This window comes from Dolichospermum sp. UHCC 0260 (assembly GCF_009711985.1).
GTDB classification, from domain to species: Bacteria; Cyanobacteriota; Cyanobacteriia; order Cyanobacteriales; family Nostocaceae; genus Dolichospermum; species Dolichospermum lemmermannii.
Genome location: NZ_VIKZ01000104.1, coordinates 1 through 3311, shown reverse-complemented (window position 1 = coordinate 3311; position 3311 = coordinate 1). Strand labels below are relative to the sequence as shown.

Genomic DNA, 3311 nt, shown 5'->3' with positions numbered 1-3311 from the left:
TGAAACAAAAAAAGATTTAAAAAATGATATTAAGATCCAGGCAAAAATAATCTCATATATGGGGACAAAATAGCTTCACCGCAAAAAACAGTGATTACCGCACCTAACGCTAGGAAGGGTCCAAAAGGCATTTTTTGTCCCATTTGGTGACGAGAGAGGATAATTGCACCACCACCGACGAATACTCCCAAAATGCAGGAGATAAAAACCGCTAGTAGTAAATAACGCCATCCTAACCATGCTCCCATCATAGCAGCTAATTTAGCGTCACCTGCACCCATGACCGTTTTGCCAAAAGCCATAGAACCTAAAAGGGCGATCGCATCAAACAGCCATAAACCCAGAACTGCACCGGCTATTCCGGTTATTAAGCGTTTTGATAATCCCACCGCAGTCGGTTCTGATAACCAACCCACAGCCATTTGAAAGACTATTCCTAAAATTAACCCCGATTTAGTTAAGGGGTTAGGTAAGGTCATTGTATCTAAATCTATAAGAGATAAAGCCAATAACCAACTACAAAAAGCCCAATATCCCAGGGTGAAAATTGAAAATTGAAAAACCCAAAATACTATTAAAAATATTATCCCTGTTAATGCCTCCACTAATGGATAACGGCGAGAAATCTGAGTTTGGCAATAACGACACCGCCCTTTTAACCACAACCAACCGAAAACCGGGACATTATCATAAGCCTTCAACCTATTTAAGCACTTGGGACAGCGAGAAGGTGGCCACAGCACTGATAAGCCAGCGGGTAGCCGATAAACCACAACATTAATAAAACTACCCAGAGATGCACCCAAAACAAAGACAATGATACTGGCTGAAATATTCATTAAAATGTCCATATTATTATTTGTCAGTTGTCAGTTGACTAATACATATAGGACTCAATTTGATTCAACGGCACAAAACATTCCTGTGGTAATAACACTGGGTACTTAGTAAAAATCACTTTACCCCGATGAGTTACCCGACTAATTGCTACTCCTGTAGCTTTTCCTACTATTTCTGGATGGACTTCACAGTAGGTATAGTAGATGTGACTAGCTGCTCTAATTACAGTAGGATCAATCAAAGAAGGATGCTTTTTGGAGTGGGTAAAGTTTGCCTGTTCTTGTTGTAAAGCGTACACAATTGGCTTTTATATTGAGATTTACAGATTTGCTTTTAGTGTATCTGAAAGTTTTCACAATAAATAGTAAAACTTCCAGATTTACACTTTAACGTGATTTTAATTGCAGAATTTCCATTAGTGCTGCGCCCATAGCTCGACAACCGACAAGTTTCATTCCTGGGGACATAATATCTCCTGTGCGATAACCTTGTTCTAAAACTTGTAACACGCTATTTTCAATTAAGTCTGCTGCTGCTGCTTGGTCTAAAGCATAACGCAACATCATGGCGGCGCTTAAAACCTGTGCTAAGGGGTTGGCTTGATCAAGTCCGGCAATATCCGGGGCTGAACCATGAACTGGTTCATAGACACCGGGACCATCAGCCCCCAAACTAGCAGAAGGTAACATTCCTATACTACCTGTGAGCATTGCCGCAGCATCAGAGAGAATATCACCAAATAAGTTTCCTGTAACAATTGTATCAAATTGTTTGGGAGCGCGGACTAATTGCATGGCGGCATTATCTACATACAAGTGAGATAACTCAACATCAGTATATTCTGAGGAAAGTTGTGTAATTTTTTCCCGCCATAATTGAGATACTTCTAACACATTGGCTTTATCCACTGAACAGAGTTTACCACCTCGTTTCCGCGCTGTTTCAAAAGCTACGCGGCCAATGCGTTCAATTTCTGATTCTGTGTAAACCATCGTATTTACACCGCGTTTTTCTCCGGTTTCTGTTGTAAAAATGCCTTTGGGTTTACCAAAATAAATCCCGCCGGTGAGTTCCCGCACCACCATAATATCTACTCCTTCTACAACCTCTCGTTTCAAGGTGGAAGCGTCAATTAACTGGGGGAGAATTTTCGCAGGACGTAAATTAGCAAATAGTTGTAAACCAGCCCGCAACCCCAATAAACCTGCTTCTGGGCGTAAATTTGAGGGGAGAGAATCCCATTTGTAACCACCAATAGCAGCGAGTAAGACGGCATCGCTATTGCGGCACATATCTAAGGTAACAGCGGGTAGTGGTTCGCCGGTTTCGTCAATAGCAGCACCACCAATTAAAGCTGTGGAAAATTCAAAGGAAAAATCAAAGCTTTTACCGACAAATTTCAGCACGTCCACTGCTACGGACATAATTTCGGGACCAATGCCATCTCCAGGTAGTAGGGTAATGCGGTAGTTTTGAGTCATAGTCAGGTTTTACTGGGTAAATGTTTGCAGATAAAATATCATACCTAGCAATTGTGCCAAATAGAGTGGTTAATTTTTTTAATCAACATGGCTTGAACACAATTTAGTTAGGATTCATGCAACTAAAAATTATCTCTATCTCTTTTTGCTAAAATTAGCTTTATCTTGATTGTGTTAAAAATACAAAAAAGCATAATTTATGGATTTCCAACAGATTAGTAAAGTTATTGCCGAACTGTTAACTACTTTTGGACTGAAAGTTGTTGGTGCGATTCTTCTCTGGCTGATTGGTCAAAAATTGATTGAATTTGGCGTAAAACTCTTAAAACGTGGGTTCAGAAGCCAAAATATTGAACCAACACTCATTGGTAATTGGTAATTGGTCATTGGTAATTGGTAATTGGTCATTGGTGATTGGTAATTGGTAATTGGTAATTGGTAATTGGTAATTGATAATTGGTGATTGGTAATTGGTCATTGGTAATTTTCCTAAATTCCATCAATTTCAATTACCTTTTGTCGAGATGTTGTCCCAGATTTAATTCTGATAGAGGATTTGGAAACATCAAATTTTTTGGCTAGTAATTTAATTAATTCCTCATTAGCTTTACCATCTACTGGTGGTGATTTGAGATATACAATTAAACTACCATCTGCTAATTCTTCAATCTTTTGCTGTTTAGAATTTGGTTTAACTTTTACTCTTTTTTGCATTATCTATTTTTTGAAGTTTTTCTAACCACAACCAACCAAAAATAGAACCTATGAGATAATCAGGAAAACCCCACCACGCGAAGGTAGTCCCCAATAATAACTTACCTATTAAGGTAGCACGGATGGCTTCTAATATTGGTGGATGCCAAAGTTGTAAAACTTCAACAATGCAGGTAAGGATAAAAACCCATATAGGAATTTGGACAACGGCTTTTTTACTTCTGAATAATCCAAAAGCAAATACAGCGGTTTCCGCTCTTATGAGGTACAAAGTTG

At 38.9% G+C, this 3311-nt stretch carries 6 protein-coding genes; all 6 read right to left on the bottom strand.

Features of this window, described 5'->3' with window-relative positions:
* Positions 1-29: 29 nt before the first annotated feature.
* The gene (locus tag FJR08_RS22460) at positions 30-851 is read right to left on the bottom strand and encodes an A24 family peptidase (RefSeq protein ID WP_015079527.1); all 822 of its coding nucleotides are present in this window, start codon (positions 849-851) and stop codon (positions 30-32) included.
* A gap of 26 nt (positions 852-877) precedes the next feature.
* Positions 878-1138 carry a hypothetical protein gene (locus tag FJR08_RS22455; RefSeq protein WP_015079528.1) on the bottom strand — a complete coding sequence of 87 codons (261 nt, stop codon included), beginning with the start codon at positions 1136-1138 and terminating at the stop codon, positions 878-880.
* An 88-nt stretch (positions 1139-1226) separates the two neighbouring features.
* The gene (gene leuB / locus FJR08_RS22450) at positions 1227-2321 is read right to left on the bottom strand and encodes a 3-isopropylmalate dehydrogenase (RefSeq protein ID WP_168634636.1); all 1095 of its coding nucleotides are present in this window, start codon (positions 2319-2321) and stop codon (positions 1227-1229) included.
* A 322-nt stretch (positions 2322-2643) separates the two neighbouring features.
* Positions 2644-2799 carry an alpha/beta hydrolase gene (locus tag FJR08_RS22445; protein ID WP_174783216.1) on the bottom strand — a complete coding sequence of 52 codons (156 nt, stop codon included), beginning with the start codon at positions 2797-2799 and terminating at the stop codon, positions 2644-2646.
* Positions 2800-2810: 11 nt separating this feature from the next.
* A complete protein-coding gene (locus tag FJR08_RS22440; protein WP_168634635.1) occupies positions 2811-3035 on the bottom strand; it encodes a DUF167 domain-containing protein in 225 nt (74 codons plus the stop codon).
* On the bottom strand, positions 3013-3311 hold a 299-nt coding region (locus FJR08_RS22435; RefSeq protein WP_168634634.1), incomplete at its 5' end, for a DUF2809 domain-containing protein. The genes FJR08_RS22440 and FJR08_RS22435, both read right to left, overlap by 23 nt.